Origin of the sequence: Paenibacillus sp. MSJ-34, assembly GCF_018918005.1 — a bacterium.
In the GTDB taxonomy this organism is placed as follows: domain Bacteria; phylum Bacillota; class Bacilli; order Paenibacillales; family Paenibacillaceae; genus MSJ-34.
The window spans coordinates 59,443-74,601 of record NZ_JAHLPR010000026.1 but is presented as its reverse complement, the minus strand read 5'-3'; the positions used below and the strand labels follow the sequence as shown (position 1 = coordinate 74,601).

At 49.1% G+C, this 15,159-nt stretch carries 16 protein-coding genes, 1 pseudogene and 1 other annotated feature; of the genes and pseudogenes, 8 read left to right on the top strand and 9 right to left on the bottom strand.

Features of this window, described 5'->3' with window-relative positions:
* The first annotated feature begins 156 nt into the window (after nt 1-156).
* On the top strand, nt 157-738 hold the full coding sequence (locus KQI79_RS14545) for a TetR/AcrR family transcriptional regulator (protein WP_216538973.1): 582 nt from the start codon (nt 157-159) through the stop codon (nt 736-738).
* Nucleotides 739-763: 25 nt separating this feature from the next.
* A complete protein-coding gene (locus KQI79_RS14540) occupies nt 764-1,966 on the top strand; it encodes an MFS transporter (protein WP_216538972.1) in 1,203 nt (400 codons plus the stop codon).
* Between the two features lie 57 nt (nt 1,967-2,023).
* On the opposite strand, the gene yidC is transcribed toward KQI79_RS14540, so the two are convergent.
* Together yidC and KQI79_RS14530 are read right to left on the bottom strand one after the other, a co-directional pair.
* Nucleotides 2,024-2,842: a membrane protein insertase YidC gene (gene yidC / locus KQI79_RS14535; RefSeq protein WP_216538971.1), complete on the bottom strand. Its 819-nt coding sequence runs from the start codon at nt 2,840-2,842 to the stop codon at nt 2,024-2,026.
* Complete coding sequence (locus KQI79_RS14530; RefSeq protein ID WP_216538970.1) at nt 2,767-3,144, bottom strand: hypothetical protein; 378 nt, start codon at nt 3,142-3,144, stop codon at nt 2,767-2,769. The genes yidC and KQI79_RS14530 overlap by 76 nt, the downstream gene beginning before the upstream one ends.
* 232 nt (nt 3,145-3,376) lie before the next feature.
* On the opposite strand from KQI79_RS14530, the pseudogene KQI79_RS27610 reads away from it, so the two are divergent.
* Nucleotides 3,377-3,781, top strand: a pseudogene (locus KQI79_RS27610) (DUF1259 domain-containing protein); the annotation flags it as partial.
* A 32-nt stretch (nt 3,782-3,813) separates the two neighbouring features.
* Here the strand turns inward: KQI79_RS27610 and KQI79_RS27605 are convergent.
* Complete coding sequence (locus tag KQI79_RS27605; protein WP_253298161.1) at nt 3,814-3,978, bottom strand: hypothetical protein; 165 nt, start codon at nt 3,976-3,978, stop codon at nt 3,814-3,816.
* Nucleotides 3,979-4,266: 288 nt separating this feature from the next.
* Here KQI79_RS27605 and KQI79_RS14520 point away from each other — a divergent pair, with 288 nt between their 5' ends.
* Nucleotides 4,267-4,617, top strand: a complete 351-nt coding sequence (locus KQI79_RS14520) for a VOC family protein (RefSeq protein ID WP_216538969.1) — start codon at nt 4,267-4,269, stop codon at nt 4,615-4,617.
* Nucleotides 4,618-4,689: 72 nt separating this feature from the next.
* On the opposite strand, the gene KQI79_RS14515 is transcribed toward KQI79_RS14520, so the two are convergent.
* The 4 genes from KQI79_RS14515 to KQI79_RS14500 form a co-directional block, all read right to left on the bottom strand.
* Complete coding sequence (locus KQI79_RS14515; protein WP_216538968.1) at nt 4,690-5,166, bottom strand: YbaK/EbsC family protein; 477 nt, start codon at nt 5,164-5,166, stop codon at nt 4,690-4,692.
* The gene (locus KQI79_RS14510; protein WP_216538967.1) at nt 5,163-6,722 is read right to left on the bottom strand and encodes a 2-isopropylmalate synthase; all 1,560 of its coding nucleotides are present in this window, start codon (nt 6,720-6,722) and stop codon (nt 5,163-5,165) included. The genes KQI79_RS14515 and KQI79_RS14510 overlap by 4 nt, the downstream gene beginning before the upstream one ends.
* 100 nt (nt 6,723-6,822) lie before the next feature.
* Nucleotides 6,823-7,060 (bottom strand) — a binding site (T-box leader).
* Nucleotides 7,061-7,117: 57 nt separating this feature from the next.
* Complete coding sequence (locus KQI79_RS14505) at nt 7,118-8,365, bottom strand: TolB-like translocation protein (RefSeq protein WP_216538966.1); 1,248 nt, start codon at nt 8,363-8,365, stop codon at nt 7,118-7,120.
* 12 nt (nt 8,366-8,377) lie between these two features.
* Nucleotides 8,378-9,538 carry an MGDG synthase family glycosyltransferase gene (locus tag KQI79_RS14500; RefSeq protein ID WP_216538965.1) on the bottom strand — a complete coding sequence of 387 codons (1,161 nt, stop codon included), beginning with the start codon at nt 9,536-9,538 and terminating at the stop codon, nt 8,378-8,380.
* Between the two features lie 194 nt (nt 9,539-9,732).
* Between KQI79_RS14500 and KQI79_RS14495 the strand changes: the two genes are divergently transcribed.
* The gene (locus KQI79_RS14495; protein ID WP_483311391.1) at nt 9,733-10,596 is read left to right on the top strand and encodes a metallophosphoesterase; all 864 of its coding nucleotides are present in this window, start codon (nt 9,733-9,735) and stop codon (nt 10,594-10,596) included.
* A 12-nt stretch (nt 10,597-10,608) separates the two neighbouring features.
* Here the strand turns inward: KQI79_RS14495 and KQI79_RS14490 are convergent, their stop codons facing one another.
* On the bottom strand, nt 10,609-11,208 hold the full coding sequence (locus KQI79_RS14490) for a YkoP family protein (protein WP_253298156.1): 600 nt from the start codon (nt 11,206-11,208) through the stop codon (nt 10,609-10,611).
* An 84-nt stretch (nt 11,209-11,292) separates the two neighbouring features.
* Entirely contained in the window at nt 11,293-12,768 is a 1,476-nt protein-coding gene (locus KQI79_RS14485) for an alkaline phosphatase family protein (protein ID WP_216538963.1), read from the bottom strand.
* A 155-nt stretch (nt 12,769-12,923) separates the two neighbouring features.
* Here KQI79_RS14485 and KQI79_RS14480 point away from each other — a divergent pair, with 155 nt between their 5' ends.
* From KQI79_RS14480 to KQI79_RS14470, 3 genes are all read left to right on the top strand, one after another.
* Nucleotides 12,924-13,673, top strand: coding sequence for an endonuclease/exonuclease/phosphatase family protein (locus KQI79_RS14480; protein ID WP_216538962.1), 750 nt, complete (start codon nt 12,924-12,926; stop codon nt 13,671-13,673).
* A gap of 70 nt (nt 13,674-13,743) precedes the next feature.
* Entirely contained in the window at nt 13,744-14,553 is an 810-nt protein-coding gene (locus tag KQI79_RS14475; protein ID WP_216538961.1) for a divergent polysaccharide deacetylase family protein, read from the top strand.
* Between the two features lie 19 nt (nt 14,554-14,572).
* The gene (locus tag KQI79_RS14470) at nt 14,573-15,118 is read left to right on the top strand and encodes a superoxide dismutase family protein (protein ID WP_216538960.1); all 546 of its coding nucleotides are present in this window, start codon (nt 14,573-14,575) and stop codon (nt 15,116-15,118) included.
* Nucleotides 15,119-15,159: the final 41 nt, after the last annotated feature.

Sequence of the window (15,159 nt, the reverse complement as noted above, 5' to 3'; positions counted from 1 at the left end):
AAAACGCCATTACGGCAGCGCATCATCTTATCTATCATTGCATCGTTCCAAATTTTCCGCAACGTACCTTCATCTCCGATTTTCCGCTTGCTTTCATTTGACGTATTTGTTACGATAAACTGACGAACGTTCGTTAAAATTAGGGGGTCGTTATTTTTGAAAAGCGATGAAATTAAAGAGGCTGCGCTCAAATATTTTACTATTCATGGTTATGAAGGAGCCTCCCTCTCTCAAATAGCCGAAGAAGTCGGAATGAAGAAACAATCCATATACGCCCATTTCAAAGGCAAGGACGATCTTTTTTTGCAGGTGCTGCGCGATGCGAAAGAGGCTGAATTAAATTCCAAGCTGCAATATTTCAGTCAAGTCGATTCGCAACATCCCGAGCAACATTTATACGGTTTTTTGCAATTGATCATCGATCTATTCCAAAAAAATGAGCAGTTGAAGTTTTGGCTGCGGATGTCTTTTTTCCCGCCGGCACATCTTGCGAAAGCGATCGGAGAGGAAGTTATCGATATCGATGCGAAGGTTCAGGCCGTACTGGAAAGCAAATTCCAGGAATGGATCGATGCCAAAGCGATATTCGGCGTTGCGGCGCAAACGCCCACCCTCGCCTTTCTAGGGGTAGTCGATTCCATCATGCTGGAGCTTGTATACGGAGACGATGAGAAACGGCTGCATCATAAATTAGAAGCCTCTTGGTCCGTATTTTGGAGAGGAATATCATACTCGTGATTTGTACAGAAAGAGATGTTGATCTATGAAGAAAACAATCAAAGAACAAAAAGCTGTCTTACTTATTCTACTAAGCAATATTTTCATTGCATTTCTAGGCATCGGTCTGATCATCCCCATTATGCCGTCTTTTATGAATATTATGCATTTGTCGGGAAAAACGATGGGCTATCTCGTCGCCGTCTTTGCGGTGTCTCAGCTGCTGATGTCGCCGATCGCCGGGCGTTGGGTCGACCGTTACGGCAGAAAGAAAATGATTATTATCGGCCTATTTTTATTTGGCGCTTCCGAGCTTATTTTTGGCGTTGGTACGAATGTATGGGTGCTGTATATAGCCAGAATTCTGGGAGGAATTAGCGCAGCTTTCATTATGCCGGCCGTTACCGCCTATGTGGCGGATATTACAACGATTGAGGAAAGGCCGAAAGCGATGGGCTATATTTCCGCCGCGATTAGTACCGGCTTCATCATCGGTCCCGGCATCGGCGGTTTTATTGCCGAATTCGGTGTTCGCATGCCTTTCTTCTTTGCGGCGGCCATCGCCTTTTTGGCATGCGTCTCGTCCATATTTATTTTGAAAGAGCCGCTAAGCAAAGATCAGCTTGCTGAAATTGCCGCAAATGCGATGAAAACGAACTTTATCGGCGATTTAAAAAGATCGCTTCAACCGCTTTACTTTATCGCTTTTATCATCGTATTTGTGCTTGCTTTCGGATTATCGGCGTACGAAACCATTTTCAGCCTGTTTTCCGATCATAAATTCGGCTTCACACCGAAGGACATTGCAACCATTATAACGATTAGCTCCATCTTCGGCGTCGTTGTACAAATATTTCTATTCGGTAAAATGGTGGAAATGCTCGGCGAAAAGAAACTGATCCAATTATGTTTAATTGTAGGAGCAATATTGGCAGTGGCGTCCGTCTTCATCTCCGGTTTTTGGCTGGTACTGGCCGTAACATGCTTCATCTTCCTCGCATTTGATTTGCTTCGCCCGGCATTGACGTCATTTTTATCGAAGGCTGCCGGGAAAGAACAAGGATTTGTCGCAGGAATGAATTCCACGTATACGAGTCTAGGCAATGTCGTCGGACCGGCGATGGGCGGCATCTTGTTTGACATCAACATTAACTACCCTTATCTTTTCGCTGCCGTCATTATGGCGATCGGCCTCGGCATTACGTTGATGTGGAAAGAGAAGCAAATGGCGGAAAGCTTACAATCATAGAAGTAGCTCCTGCAAAAAGGACCGACCTGCGTTGATTAGCAGATCGGTCCTTTTTCGTTAATTTTTATGATCTAATCCTTTTTGATCGACAGGGTTCGTATGGTACATTTTTTTGGCGAGCAACGTTTGCAGAATGACGAACATTCCTCCGATCACCCAGTATAACGGCACGGCGGCCGGAGCGGTAAAAGAAAAGACGGCCATCATGATCGGCGACAAGTAGCCGATGAAAGCAAATTGCTTTTGCTGCGCGGGGTCGGTATCGATCTGGGATACTTTATATTGTACGAAATAAATGACCGCCGCGATCAACGGCAGTACGGCGTCCGGTCGTCCCAGCTGAAACCATAAGAACGAGTGATCCGCTAGTTCCGGAGTCCCTTTAATCGCATAATACAGTCCGGACAAAATCGGGATTTGAATCAGCATCGGCAAACATCCGACCGCAAGCGGATTCACCTGATGCTTTTGATACAATTGCAGCGTCTCTTGCTGCAGCTTGGCCTTGGATTCCGTATCGTTCTTGTCTTTATACTTGTCCTGAAGCGACTTCAGCTCCGGTTGAAGGACATTCATCTTCTGCTTCATTCGATGCTGGTTGCGATATTGTCTCATCATGAGCGGCAGCAGGACAAGCCTGACCAGCAGCGTTAGCAAAATCAACGCCACACCGTAGTTTCCAGCGAAAAAAATGGCGAAGCGCTGAATCAAATAGGTGAAAGGATAAACGATGTAATGATTAAAGAAGCCTGGCGTATTGGCATCAATAGCCGCGTTCGTGCCGTTTGTTCCGCATCCGCTTACCAGAAGCAAGGCGGCGATAGCCGCAAACGGCATATATTTCTTACAGAAGGCGAATGCTCTGCTCTTCCCCATAGTAGTCCTCCTCGTTCGGATAGATTCGCTATTCCAAACGAGGGAAGGCACTCTCCAGAATCGTCATCCGGCGCTTCCTTTCTCTTCACTCTTCTGGTCAGCCAGCGGTGAATTTCAATCCGCCCCGCCGTTCGCTTCGGCTGCGCAAGGGGCAGGGCTCCGTCGCGAAGCGCGGGAAATAACTGATCTCCGGCCGATCGATGCAGATGAGCCGCATAAGCGCAAGTAAACGAGCATATGAACCCGATCGAAAGCAGATACAGCATCAAATCATGGACGAGGATATCTTGAATCTCGAACAATAGCATTCACCCCCTTCTTTCACTAGAAATACAACAATTACATTGTACCAAGGTTAGAGGGATATTGCTACGCCCCCCTCCCCCGTCTCGCGATGGACGCGCTTTTCCTTTCGTTAACGAAAATACGAGTTGGGACAATAGCTATCTCTCTTTAGCGGAATTTTCTAGAGTAGCCTTTTCATAGTTTAATATACAGTCAACATTCCCTTGCTAGTCATAAGATAGACTATCTATGAAACTAGGAGGGAAATGTATGACGACTATGACTATGCCAAGCGCGCTTTGTTTACAATTTGCTAACATTCTAGGAGGCTCTGCGGAGGTAGTTAACGGCGTATGTACGGTCACTCGCATTCGCAACAACCTTCAACCCCTCATCCAGGGAAGAAGAACAAGATCGGCCTTAGCAATAGCTGCGTTATTTTCTTTCGAAGATTTGGATAGACACGGAAATGCTCTTAATCTTGGTGAAACGGTAATCTTGCAAGAGGAAGTAAATCCTTTTATATCCGCTCTTCGTGCACGCGGGCTTGAAGTAACGGCGTTGCACAACCACTGGTTATTTACGAAACCCGTTCTTATGTTTATCCATTGGAAATCAGTCGAACCTCCGCTCCTTTTTGCGAAAAAAACGGCTGAAGCGTTTCGGGTATTGACGACTCGAACGATTCATCCTTGCAAATCAAGCGGCTCAAGCAAATCCGGAGGCAGATCCGGCGGTTCGTGCAGCTCCGGCAACAAATCGCACTCATCGCATAAATCATCGCATAAATCATCGCATAACTCATCGCATAAATCGATGTCGATGAAATCGGGCAGATCATGCGGGTGCAAATCCCTTTCTCATGTCAGCGGAATGAGCCGCTCCAGCAAATCCCGTCATAGATCGTCTTGCAAAGTCCGCGCGTCCGGCAAACTGAAAGGTTCGATAAAGTCCCTTAGCAAAGGAAGACGTTTGCGAAGCGGATTGCGATCCAAATATAAGAAGCGGTAATCGTTATGTAGGCGGCTCTCCCTTTCCGCCGCTAACGGATATTTTCATATCGCTAATAGAGGAATTAGCCACATCTTATCGAATAGGTTCCCTGTATGGAAAAATAATGATCGCCATGGAGGTTACCTATGAAGGTCAAACGAATCGTTGCCAATATCGATACGCGCAATTTGGAGGCGGCCAAAAATTTTTACCAGGATGTACTCGGACTTGAAATATTGATGGATCACGGCTGGCTCGTCACTTACGGGTCGCGCGAACAGATGGGCGTCCAGGTCAGCTTTGCTTCGGAGGGCGGCTCCCGTACGCCTACGCCCGATCTGTCGATTGAAGTCGACAATGTCGACGCTGCGTTTGAGCGGATGACGAGCGCCGGATTTCCGATCGAATACGGGCCGGCCGACGAGCCTTGGGGGGTTCGGCGCTTCTACGTCCGAGACCCGTTCGGCAAGCTTGTCAACATCTTGGCCCATCTATGACGGCCGGCAAGCGAGGCAGCCAAGGACGTTTCCTAGTCCACGGCTGCCTCGCTCTTTCTCCCGCGTTTTTGTTTATTTAATCGACATCACTTGTCCTCGGGTCATGGCAACTAATTCATCGGGCTTTAAGGCCATGACCGCCTTAGGGTGTCCTGCGGCCGCCCATACCGTTTGGAATTGAAACAGATCTTCGTCGACGATCGTAGTGATCGGTTCCAAGTGGCCGATCGGCGCCACTCCTCCGATCACAAATCCCGTTCGTTCCCGAACATAGTCCGCATCGGCTTTGAGCAGCTTATCTTGCAATCGGCTCGAAATGCTCTTCTCATTGACCCGGTTCGTGCCGCTGGCAACAACGAGAAGCGGCGAACCTGAGCCGCTCAGGCGGAAAATGATCGACTTCGCGATTTGCGCGACTTCGCAGCCGATCGCCGCGGCCGCCTCTTGCGCGGTTCGCGTGCTTTCCGGCAATTCCCTCACCTTCGTATCATACCCCGATTGAGCCAAAACATCTTGCACCCGCTGGGCGCTATCCTTCAACGCACTCATTTCGCTCTCGCTCCTTCCTCCATGCTCTCTTGCGTTTTCTCCAGCAATGCGGCATTGATGCCGTTCAAGAAAGCGATGGCGCTCGCTTTAATAATATCCGTATCCATGGCGCGGCCCGAATACGTTTTGCCGCCGTATTCGATCTGAATATTGACGCGGCCGACGGCTTCCTTGCCTCTCGAAATGCTGTTGATTTTATAATGTTTCAAGCTGACGTCCAATCCTGACAAAGATTTAATGACACCGTACAGGGCATCGATCGGTCCGTCCCCGACCTCGCTTCCTTTCAGCACTTCGCCGCCTCTTTTCAAGGCGACCGTTGCGGTCGGGGACAGATCGTTCGTGACGACCTGGAACGATTCCAATTCGTATAGCCGGCTGTCGCTGACGGCTTCCGCGCGATGTCCGGCAACAAGGTAGAACACATCGTGGTCGTACACTTCCTTCTTCAAATCGGCCAATGCGATAAATTTGGCGAACAACTGCTCGAATTCGTTTGCATCGCCGATTTCAAAGCCCATCTTCTCCACCGCGTTTTTGAAGGCATGCCGGCCGGAACGGGCGGTCAAAATGAGCTCCATGCTCTCTACGCCCACTTCCTCCGGCGACATAATTTCATAAACATTTTTATCCTTCAGCAATCCGTCCTGATGAATGCCCGATGAATGGGCGAAGGCGTTCTCGCCGGTGATGGCCTTGTTCACCTGCACATCCAGTCCTGTCAAATGCGTCAAAAGCCTGGACGTTCTGACCAGTTCCGTCGTTTGGATACGGGTGCTGCAATGATAGTAATTCTCCCTCACTTTAAGCCCCATGACCACTTCCTCCAGCGAAGTGTTGCCGGCCCGCTCGCCCAATCCGTTGATCGTACACTCGACTTTCTCGGCGCCGTTCTTGATCGCGCTGAGCGTATTCGCCGTTGCCAGACCGAGATCGTTATGGCAGTGGACGCTAAGGATGACCTTATCGTTTAAGTTCTTCAACCGCTCGTTAATTTTGCGGATTAATTCGCCGAACTCCTCCGGAACCGCATATCCGACCGTATCGGGAACGTTGATCATCGTTGCTCCTGCTTTGACGACGGCTTCGATCGTTTTCCACAAATATTCGAAATCCGACCGGGAAGCGTCCTCCGTGGAATATTGCACGTGAGGCAGCAGCGTCTTGGCATACTTGACCGCTTCGATGCCCATTTCCAGCACCGCATCTTTGGAGCGGTTGAACTTCTTCTCCACGTGAATGTTCGAAGTGCCGAGCACAATATGGATGAACGGGTTTTGCGCGATTTTGATACTTTCATACACGGCTTCGATATCGCTTTTCACCGCTCTGGCGAGCGCGGTAATGGTTACGGTATCCCCCATGGCGCGCGCGATTTCTTGTACCGCTTGAAAATCCCCCTTGGAAGAAGCGGGAAAGCCCGCTTCGATGATATCGACCTGAAGCCGCTTAAGCTGCTGGGCAAATTCGATTTTTTGTTGTACGTTCAATTTCGCGCCCGGAACTTGTTCCCCGTCGCGCAAAGTCGTGTCAAGCACAATAATGTTGCGGTTCATATGGAAGCTCCTCCTCAAATAGCACATGTACTGTATGTTTATATATAAAGCGGGGCGGATCAAACCCGGACTTTGATCAACACAAAAACCCCGTCTCTGCAATAGAGACGGGGTTAACCCGCGGTACCACTCTAATTCATTTCGCAAACCGAAGCGAAACGATCTCCTTCGATGGCCGACACCATCTATCCTTGTAACGGCGGAATCCCGGCTTACCCTACATTGTCAGGCAGCTGTTCATAGACGAGTTCAAAGTGATCAACGCTGCCGTTTCGCACCAACCAACGGCTCTCTGAAAGGTTATTTTCACTTCTACTATTTCTAATCAACACATTTGGATATTGAAATTATTCACTATTATATGGGAACGTCGGCGAATTTGTCAACAACCGATTTCAACGATCCGATTCGGCGTAGTCAATGACTTCGCTCCAATTCCACCTCTCGTAATCATTGGTTGCCGGCGTCAGTTGGCGTATCCAACGCTTCGCATGCTTCCCGTCCGGTTCCGCCGCCATCGCATCCGCCGTCTTGCGGTTCGTTCGCACCCAAGTAAGCTTGCTTCCGTCTTCTGCGAATAACGGGTCGAAATCCCCCTGTCTGGCAGGCGGCGAGGTGATCGGCTTCTCTTGACCGGAAGCCAGATCGATCCGCATCAGCTTAGGCATCGGCCGTTTCCGCTCCTCGACGGACCATTCGGCTTCTTTGGCTCTCGCAACGACGACGGTTCGATCATTCTGCCATGCGAACCCTCTATCGGCAAATCCTGCAGGCGTATACGACGTTTGCCTAAGCGACGGCAAGCCCTCCACAACCGTCAGCCGCTTGTTTCGGACCGCCTCTCTGCCGGTTCCTTCGATGTAAGCGAACAAACCGCCGGCCGGCGCCCATTGGAACCAATCGAACTGATCGAGCATTTGCCCCGCTTTGACAAACGACCTGGCATTGGACGCCAAGAAACATAATGTGTTGCCGTCCGCCGACAACGACGCCGTCGGCTTTGCGAGGAATGCGATCCATTTCCCGTCGGGCGACCATTTGAACGGGCTCGTCATGACGGCGAAGAACTGTTCCGATTGGCTTGGAATCCGGTAAAATAACCGCGTCGTCGGCTTATTCGAACCCTTCTCGAATTTCACGGTATACAATTCGATATCCGACCATCGGCCGCCGGACAACATGGACAGCGTTGAGAATAGAAATCCGCTGCCGTCCGGCAGCCAGGAATAATTGCCGACTCGTTCCGCGACGCGGTTCGCTTCAAGCTTATCCGGATCGCCCGCGCGAATCAGGTTGAGCGTTTCGCCGGTTTGAAAGGCAAGCTCGTTGCGTGCCGGGGCCCATTGCGCGTTATTGCCCGGGCCCGCCAAACGCAAGCTTCCGGTAACGACATGATAGAGCCAAACTTCGGTTTGTTCCGCTCCTTTCGTATAAGCGATCCAATTCCCGTCATAAGACCATCGCGGGTTTCGGACGTATTCTCCATGCGTGACTTGCGCTTCTTTCTTGTCGATTTTGACCCAAAGATCGTTATTTCTGACAAAAGCCGTTTTTAGGGAAATTTGCTGCTTCGCCGCGCTGACCGGCGTAACCCAAACCGCGAATAGAATGAATACGAGAAGCAGCATGATCGTTTTTTTCATAACGGGAACACCTCAATTCTGATGGATTGGATCGATGGGAAGGGCGAGCATAGTATCTGTTCGCGAATGCGACGGTTCCAGCACCCGGCGCAACGAAGACGTTACATCGGACAATTGTTGGCAGTACTGATCCATATTTTGTTTCATGCGCTGCAACGATTGTTCATCCTGCCACATCGCGATCAACCGGTTTTCGATATCTTTAAGCTTTCTTCCTCTTAAGTGGAAAATCAATTGTTGGCTCAACAGCCGCTGCAAATTGATTTCTTCTTGTCCGGGCAAAGCATGGTACACAAAAACCGGAATTTTTTTATATAAACATTCGCTGATCGTCACCCCTCCAGGTTTCGTAACAATCGCATCGATACGATTGTACAAATTGTTCATTTCCTCTTTGGATTCGATATACGGCATCGGTGCGACGCGCGGATGTTTTCTTTTTTGGAGTTGCCGGTACAAGGCGTTATTTTTGCCGCATAGTACGATGTAATGTATGTTGCCGGTCTTCCCGATATGTTTGACAATCGATTTGATCGCTCCGGTTCCGAGATTTCCGCCTGTAATCAAGACCGACAACTCCGGATTGGAACGCTCCTGATTCGGATCGGAATGAGCGAATTCGGGATGGATCGGAATCCCTGTCACGATAATTCGTTCTTCCGGAACCGCTCTTTCGGTCAGCCATTGCTTAACTTGCGAATCCGGAACCAAATGGTAGTCGATTCCTTGCCTCCCCCATACGTCATTGATGAAATAATCCGTATATACGTTGATTACCGGGATGTTCAGAAGCCCTCTGCTTTTCAGTTGGCCGAGCAAATAGGAAGGCAAAGCGTGCGTACAAAAAATATAGTCGGGCCTTTTCTCGCGTATTAATTTTTGCATATTTCTTAAAAACAAAAGTTCGTATAACCGATACCGTCTCGCCCTTTGAAAATTGCCGCAGCTTTTGCGGTAAATCCAACTGTATGCGAAAGGAAGGTAATGAATCCATTTCAGGTAGACGGAGGAAACGACCGCTTCCATCTTCCCGTAACTATAATGCAAAATATCGATTTTCTCGCATTCGATGGCCGGATCGATCAAGTTCGTATATTCGATAAGCGCATCGGCGGCTTGATGATGTCCCGATTTGATTTGCAGCAACGGAAGCACCAGAAGTTTTTTACCCATTTCATTCCTCCGACGAAACAGAAATTACATAGAAAGCGGTGAAGAGCAGTTTTTGTTAATATGCGCGGGCCGGGCGCCAATCATTCATGTACGGGCCGTCCGTCGGTACGCTCCATGAATTACCGCTGACAAGAGCCCCTCCGTCCATCTATACTGGTATATAGAGTACGTCATTGAAAGGAGTTGATTGGATGATTTTCATTGCAATCGGAACGATCGTCATGACATTGCTGTCATGCTTGCTATATAAAGCGCATCTCAATACACGGCAAGCAGCCGTGAATCGAGTGGAGATAAACGCCGGCCGCGAACGCCCGGGATCTTCATTCAACGTGTTGCATATATCGGATATGCATCTTGAGCATATTTCCGTTACGCCGGAGCAATTGTATGAGCAGCTTAAGGAGGAAAAGATCGATCTGATCGCCTTGACCGGCGACTATCTCGATCGTAAGCGGAGCATCCCGAAGCTCGTCCCGTATCTGCAGGTTTTCAACCAATTGCAGCCGACCTGCGGCATATTTGCGGTATTCGGCAATCATGACTATGTATTAAAGGACGAAAGCTTCGCCGCATTGAAGGAGACGCTGGAACGCAACGGCTGTCGAACGCTGCGGAACGAAAATGCCTTTTTTGTGAAGGACGGAGCATCAATCAACGTCATTGGAATCGACGATTACAGTACGAATCGCAGCAATATCGCGGCCTCGTACAAAGGAGTCAAGGAAGGCTATCGCCTCGTGCTGACGCATGATCCGAATATCGTTCTTGCTATGAGAAAGGTTCATTACGATTACTTGCTCTCCGGGCATTTCCATGGCGGCCAAATTCATTGGCCCAAACCGTATCATCTTGCGAAAATGGGAAAACTGGTCGGGATGAACATGATCAAAGGGCTGCATGTATACGACGGCAAACCGTTCTATATTAGCGAAGGATTGGGACAGACCGGAGTGAATATCCGAATGGGCAGCCGGCCCGAAATTACGCTTCATCGATTGCCCTTGCATTCGGCCGCTTCCAAGGCGGAACAACAAAAGACTCTGGCGGCCATCTGACCGTCAGAGTCTTTATGCGTGTCGGATTGGTTCGCGTAAGGCCGTATCGGCGCCTCCCCCTCCGTATTTTTGCATAAGAACGTTTTTGGACATAATTAAATAGGCTGGAGATTGTTTTTTTACATGTTTCAACGGTTGGTTCGCCGATAAGAAATAAATGGGAATCATCGTCACGTATTTTACCCATTTATATAACGAATTGGGAATCGGAATCGCTTCGAAACCTAAGCCGCCCACCCCTTTGTTTAACATCGTAATTCCGATTATCCCCTTGATATCGTTGATTTTCGGGTGATGTTGCAAATAAACGGCAAGATCGGGGAGCGATTGTTCAATGGCGCGATATAGAAATTTCCCTTTCTTAATTTCATTTTTTATGGAAAGCATATCTTTCAGCAAAATAACGTTGTGCAAATGAATTTTCAACAACGTATCGCCTTTTTCGATCACCGATCCATCGGATAAATGTACATTTCGGCCTTTGAAAGAAGTAAGTCTGACTCGGAACGTGCTGTTTTTCCGGTCTTGCCCGACGCACCGTAATCTGGTACATGCATAATAAATCGGATCCACCATATTCCAGACGGATAATGCGAAGGATTTCAACCTCATGAACCTTTCCCCTTTATCGAATGATATAGGGTTAGTGTATCTTGCAATCGCGTAATTCATGGGTGGGAAGTTGCAGCGCAATTACTAACAATTGCTTTCCTTGTCGCATAGTTCAAGAATAAATTGTTTCAAATCGACCAGTCTTGGAGGCTCTTGGACCGCATGATCCGTACCCGTTACGATCAACGGGATGATGGAATCGTATTTATGCAAGGAACCGTGACTGCCCCCGTTCATATGCATCGGGAAATAGCGGCTCTTGAATTCGTACCGCGGCCTGGCGGTAATGGCGATCATCGGAATGTCCTGGGAATATAAAGCTCCGTATAGTCTGGCCAGGGCATCCGGATAATCTCCGTAATGAATGATTCCTTCCTTGATCTTCAGATCGAGCACCGATTCTTCGCCCACCACGGTCCATTCGGACCCGTAAATATCCGTAAACGGCCCGTTGCGCCGGAAATACATTTTCCTTCCCGATCCGCCTTCTCTGACCGCCACTTCGCGCTGTTCTTTCCAGGCGATGATATCGATTCGCGGTTCGCTCAGAAGCTGCTCGATCAGCTTCGGCTGGATATCCGCTTGCAAAGGATAAAGATAAGCCATCCGTTCGTTATTGCAAACGACAACATCATGCCTGCCGATTTTCTCCCCTAACTGCAATACGCGAAACGATTCCAGCAACCGATCCAGATCGATGTTAAACCGTTCTTCGTTCCCGATTCGCGTTTGCCCGTGATCGCCGGTTACGATAAATATGCATTGCTTCACGGCTTCCTCCCACGAACCGAATGCATACAAAATGTCCTGGATATGCTGGTCCACACGGATTAAAGCTTCTTCCGCGTGAGCCGGATTTTTTTTATGCATCTCATGATCGTTATCCGGAAAATACACGAGCGTAAAATCGGGCTGTTTCTCCGATTGAATCAAAATTTTGGTTGCATGTTTCGCGAAATCGTCGTTAATGCCGCACATTTCCTCGTATCCTTGCATCGGCCGGGGAATATCTTGCAGAATGTCCGATTGAACGAGCGAGCCTAAAGTCATCGTCTCCGGCCCGGAAATGCTGCTTTTGCGAAACTGTAACCCCGACATCATATTCATGAGAGCGGGAAGCTTGATCATATGCCGCTTGACGCTGCGGTGGACAATCGCATTAATAGATGCGGATGTCTTCCCTCTCCGGCTTAGTTCTTCGAAGACGGTCGTCACATGGGCGCTTAAATGTTTTTCGTTCAAATTGTAGAGTACATGTTTGGCGCATTTGCCCAGGCCGAGCTTGCGAACGCAATTCCATCCGTTAATATAATTTACGATTTCTTGCTGCTCCGGATCGTACCAGATGAGTCCCGGGATCCGGTGAACGTCGGGATACGTTCCCGTCACTAACGAGCTGTCAACCGAAGCCGTCATCGTTGGAAACACCGTCGCGCAGTTCGCCCAATATCGACCCCGGTCCATAAGAAACTTCAGTCCCGGAACCGTTCGATGGCGAACGCAATCTTCCAGAATCGTTGGCATGAACGAATCAATCAGGAGAAAAATGATTTTTTTCATTATTCATTACCTTTCAAACCGTAGTAAAACATCATATAGTATGTTCCGAAACGATTGCGATTATGAAACCAAGATGGGAATGACCAGCTTGATACGACCGGGATATCCGGTGCATAATACGGGTAGGAATACGTCGAACAAAGGCGGAACAAGCCATGCTGTTAAAAATTGTAACGTTTAATATTCATCATGGAGAAGGAATCGACAGGATTGTTGACCTGGAACGCATCGCCCGCGTTATCGAAGAAAGCGACGCCGATATCGTCGCCCTGAACGAAGTCGATAACCGTTATTCGAAAAGAAGCAACGACATCGACCAGCTTGAATGGTTATCGAAGCGGTTAAAGACGAACCATGCCGTATTCGGACCGGCTATCGTATCGGGAACGCATCGAGACTTTGATACGACCGTGCGCCAATTCGGAAATGCCCTCTTGACCCGGTTTCCTATCGTATGCAAGCATAACCACATTTTCAAAGCGCCGGCTGCCATTGAAAATCGGGCCTTATTGGAGGCCCAACTGGATATGGACGGGCACCCGCTCAAATGCTATGTGACCCATTTAAGCCTCTCCCCCTTATTGCAACGGAAACAAGCGCGATTTATCCGCAACAAAATAATGAACGACGGCGGTCCAGTCCTTGTCATGGGCGATTTCAACGTAAAACCGGGATCAAAGGTATGGTCCATCCTAACGCAACAATTAACGGACGTAAGTTGGAATGCGGCTCCTTCCCTCACATATCCTTCGTTCCGGCCAAAGATGCAATTGGACTATATTTTCGTCAGCCGTCATTTTCAAATCGTTTCGTCGGGCGTTATTTCGGATCGTTACGAAGCGTCGGATCATTTGCCTCTGCAAGCTGCGGTCGTCTTATCCGATCCTTCCCTTCTTCCTGATTAAAAACGGAGGTATAGGGAAATATTATAAATGTTTCCAATCGGAACTACATCATGAGAGATCTGGTGATTTTATGTTTGCACGGCGAATCGTTGCAACCGGATGCGCTAGCCTGCTGCTGGCAGCCGTTATGTTGGCGTCGACTGCTGCGTCGACAGGCGCAGACCCGGCTTTTCAAAATGTGCGGGAGAAATACGCTATTGTCGTCATCGACGATTTCGGCAATAACGGACGCGGAACGAAGGAAATGATGGAGCTCCCGTTTCATTTGACCGTAGCCGTCATGCCTTTCCTGCCTACCACCAAGCGGGACGCGGAACAGGCATATCGCGTCGGACACGATGTAATCGTTCATTTGCCGATGGAACCTTTCTCCGGCAGAAAGACATGGCTCGGCCCCGGCGTCGTTTCGACCGATCTATCCGAGGAGGAAATTCGCAAACGCGTCCATGCGGCGATCGACGACGTCCCCCACGCGATCGGCATAAATAATCATATGGGCTCGAAAGCGACGACCGATCCGAGGGTGATGCGCATCGTGCTGGATGTATGCAAAGAACGCGGCCTCTTCTTCTTGGACAGCCATACAAGTTATCATAGCATTGTGGCCAAGGTAGCAAACGAGATGGGTGTGCCGAGCATCGAAAACCATCTGTTCTTGGACAATCGTCGTACGAAGCCCTTCATGAGAAAGCAGTTTGAAACGATGCGCAGTCATCTGAACGCACATACGCCCTGCATCGCGATCGGCCATGTAGGGGCCGGCGGCGTGATCATGGCGGAAGTATTGCGGGAACAGTATGAAATTATGAAAAAAAACGATATTACATTTCTGAAAATTTCCGATTTGCTGCTTTACAAGGACCCGACGAAACATTTGTGAACAAGTAGGAGGAACGAAGATGGCGAAAACAGCAATCAAATGGTTTTTAGCGTGCGGATTTCTGCTCGCTTCGATCGGCGCCGGCGCATCGCAAGCGTTCGCCGATGAAAGCATGACCAAAATGAAAGTGAACATCATCGACGGCAAAGGAACGAAAATCGGGACGGCCCGACTTACGCAGGCCGGCGCCGAAGTGAAAATCCATATCGAAGCGTCCAAACTCCCTCCGGGCGAGCACGGCATTCATTTCCACGCTGTCGGACGTTGCGACGCTCCCGATTTCAAAACGGCGGAAGCGCATTTCAATCTGCAAAACAAGCAACATGGCTTTAAAAACGCGCACGGGTTTCATGAAGGAGATTTGCCGAATTTGAAAGTCGGCGCAAACGGCAAAGTAAAAGCGGATCTCGTTACGACAACCGTTACTTTGCAGAAGGGAAAACCGAATTCATTGCTGAAGCCGGGAGGTACGGCGCTCGTTATCCATGCCAATGCCGACGATTACACCACCGATCCTTCCGGCAATTCGGGAGACCGAATCGCTTGTGCGATCATCAAGCCATAACTGTCCGTTTATGCAAAAAAGACTGGGCGACCATGACGGAC

Excerpts from the sequence above, each read along its gene's own strand:
- KQI79_RS14540 (WP_216538972.1), top strand. The coding sequence starts at position 764 with ATGAAGAAAACAATCAAAGAACAAAAAGCTGTCTTACTTATTCTACTA.
- yidC (WP_216538971.1), bottom strand. The coding sequence starts at position 2,842 with ATGGGGAAGAGCAGAGCATTCGCCTTCTGTAAGAAATATATGCCGTTT.
- KQI79_RS14520 (WP_216538969.1), top strand. The coding sequence starts at position 4,267 with ATGAAGGTCAAACGAATCGTTGCCAATATCGATACGCGCAATTTGGAG.
- KQI79_RS14515 (WP_216538968.1), bottom strand. The coding sequence starts at position 5,166 with ATGAGTGCGTTGAAGGATAGCGCCCAGCGGGTGCAAGATGTTTTGGCT.
- KQI79_RS14510 (WP_216538967.1), bottom strand. The coding sequence starts at position 6,722 with ATGAACCGCAACATTATTGTGCTTGACACGACTTTGCGCGACGGGGAA.
- KQI79_RS14505 (WP_216538966.1), bottom strand. The coding sequence starts at position 8,365 with ATGAAAAAAACGATCATGCTGCTTCTCGTATTCATTCTATTCGCGGTT.
- KQI79_RS14500 (WP_216538965.1), bottom strand. The coding sequence starts at position 9,538 with ATGGGTAAAAAACTTCTGGTGCTTCCGTTGCTGCAAATCAAATCGGGA.
- KQI79_RS14490 (WP_253298156.1), bottom strand. The coding sequence starts at position 11,208 with ATGAGGTTGAAATCCTTCGCATTATCCGTCTGGAATATGGTGGATCCG.
- KQI79_RS14485 (WP_216538963.1), bottom strand. The coding sequence starts at position 12,768 with ATGAAAAAAATCATTTTTCTCCTGATTGATTCGTTCATGCCAACGATT.
- KQI79_RS14480 (WP_216538962.1), top strand. The coding sequence starts at position 12,924 with ATGCTGTTAAAAATTGTAACGTTTAATATTCATCATGGAGAAGGAATC.
- KQI79_RS14475 (WP_216538961.1), top strand. The coding sequence starts at position 13,744 with ATGTTTGCACGGCGAATCGTTGCAACCGGATGCGCTAGCCTGCTGCTG.
- KQI79_RS14470 (WP_216538960.1), top strand. The coding sequence starts at position 14,573 with ATGGCGAAAACAGCAATCAAATGGTTTTTAGCGTGCGGATTTCTGCTC.